General features: G+C 29.7%; 1 protein-coding gene. It reads left to right on the top strand.

The window, feature by feature from the left end:
- Positions 1-125: 125 nt before the first annotated feature.
- On the top strand, positions 126-2285 hold a 2160-nt coding region (locus tag DZ60_RS23750; protein WP_161634459.1), incomplete at its 3' end, for a tetratricopeptide repeat protein.

Below are 2285 nucleotides of genomic sequence, written 5' to 3'. Positions count from 1 at the left end.
GGCGATTCGACTCCAATTGATTTTGGTACTGCTAATTATGGGTATTATATACTTGGTATTACATTTTCTATACTATTCCTATCAATTTTGTTATTTTATAGGCGAAAAGTAAAACCATGAAAATTATGAGGTTATTTTTAACCAGCATTTTATTAATTGTACTTACAAATTGTGCTTTGGGGCAATCTACTAATGATACCCTTATTGCATTCTCATATTATCATAAGGCAGATTCCTTGTTTACCCATGGAAAATACAATGAGGCTATACCAATATTTCAAAAAGCATTGCCCATTTATAAAAAGGCGCAATCCTGGAAAAAAGTGGCACGTTGTTATAATAAGATTTCCGAAAATTATATAATGAATCGACACCTAGAAAATGTACTAGAAAATTCTAAAAACGCAATTGAGGTTTGTAAAAAATATCTAAGTAAAAACAATGTCGAAGAAGCCAATGCATATGACAACATAGGTATGTATTATGAAGAAATTTCTGACTATAATAACGCTCTTTTATATTTTAACAAAGCACTTACAACAAAAAAGCAAATAGCTGAAATTGAATACAGTGAAATTGCAAAATCTTATTCTAACCTGGCATTGATTTATAAGATAACCGGAAAACTAAATAAAGCTATAGAATCTTACAAAAAATCACTCACTATTTTTATTGATAATAATGAAGAAAATAATATTGGAATAGGGGCTAATTATATCAATTTGGGGGCTACATATTATATACTTAGAGATTACGATAATGCAATTATGTATAATCAGAAAGCTCTTTCTGTTTTTAATGAACTGAAAAATACAAGAGGGTTGTTTCATATTTATAACAATCTAGGGAATGCATTAATGGCTAAAGGAGAATTCGATAAATCTTTAAAATATTATAACAAAAGTCTAGATGCAGGTCGTGACTGGTTTGGTAAAAAACATTATAACTTTGCCATTATTTATGGAAACATTGGTATTATTTATGATAAAAAGGAAGACTATCAAAAATCCTTGTATTACTATAATTTAGGGCTACAAATTCATCAAAAGGAATATGGTGAACACAACAGAGATGTAGCCCGAATGAATAAAAATATCGGAAACGTTTATCTACAAAAAAAAGAATTTGATACTGCTATGCTATATTTTCAAAAATCCTTGCGTATCAGTACGGCACTTTTCGGAGAAGACTCTTATGAAGTCTCAAAGACCTATCCATATATTGCAGATATCTATAAAGAAAAAAACAGTTATGAGGATGCTTTTTTCTATTATACAAAGAGCCTAAAAATTCTTGAAAATAATTATGGAAAGTTGCATCCCCTCACTATAGATGCTTTAAACAATATCGCATCCGTATATTCTGAACAAAGAAAATATAAAGAAGCAATAATACACTACAATAAAGCTTTACTTGCAAATAATAAAAAAAATACTCGAGATACTTTTGATCCAGATAACTTTTATGATTGGGAAAAACTTTTAATAACTTTTACAGGAAAATCTGAAGTCTTGCAAAGAAAATATGGGCAACATAAAAACATTAAAGACTTAGAACGCGCTACCGAAGTTTACCGAAGCATCGAAATTCTTATAGATTATATCCGACAATCCTACCAAAACTATAATGATAAGGTACGTTTTGCTAGACGAGTAAAAGAAATTTATAAAGATGCTATAGAAACACATTTATTAGTATATAAAGAAACTAAAGACCCGAAAAATCTAGAGAACGCATTCTATTATTCTGAAAAAAGCAAGGCAAATACCCTAAAAGAACTTTTAGTAGATACCGATGCTAAAAACAGCTCTACAATACCCAAAGATGTATTAGAAAAAGAAAAAAAACTAAAGACAGACCAAGCCTTTTATCAATCAGAGATCACAAAACTTCAATCCAATTCATTAATCGACAGTATCAAAATAAAAAAACTAAATAATAAGTTATTTGCCGTAAACAGAACACGTGACTCCCTGAATCAAACATTAGAAAAAGACTACCCAAAGTACTACCAACTCAAATACCAGAATAAGATTGCAACCGTTTCTGAAATACAGGAAAACTCGGATCATAGAACAATAGTAATAGAATTTTTTGTAGCAAATGAGACTACTACCTATGCTTTTATTATTGGGAAGAATACATTTGATATAAAAAAATTACAAGTAGCTAACTTGCCCAACAAGATTATTCGATTAAATGAAGCCATAACAAGCAAAAACACCAACGAATACAAAAAAATAGCCCATCAATTATATCAACAATTAATAGCGCCGATGGATGAA

The sequence above is a fragment of the Aquimarina pacifica genome, assembly GCF_000520955.1.
In the GTDB taxonomy this organism is placed as follows: Bacteria; Bacteroidota; Bacteroidia; order Flavobacteriales; family Flavobacteriaceae; genus Aquimarina; species Aquimarina pacifica.
This window is presented reverse-complemented; position numbering and strand designations above follow the sequence as displayed.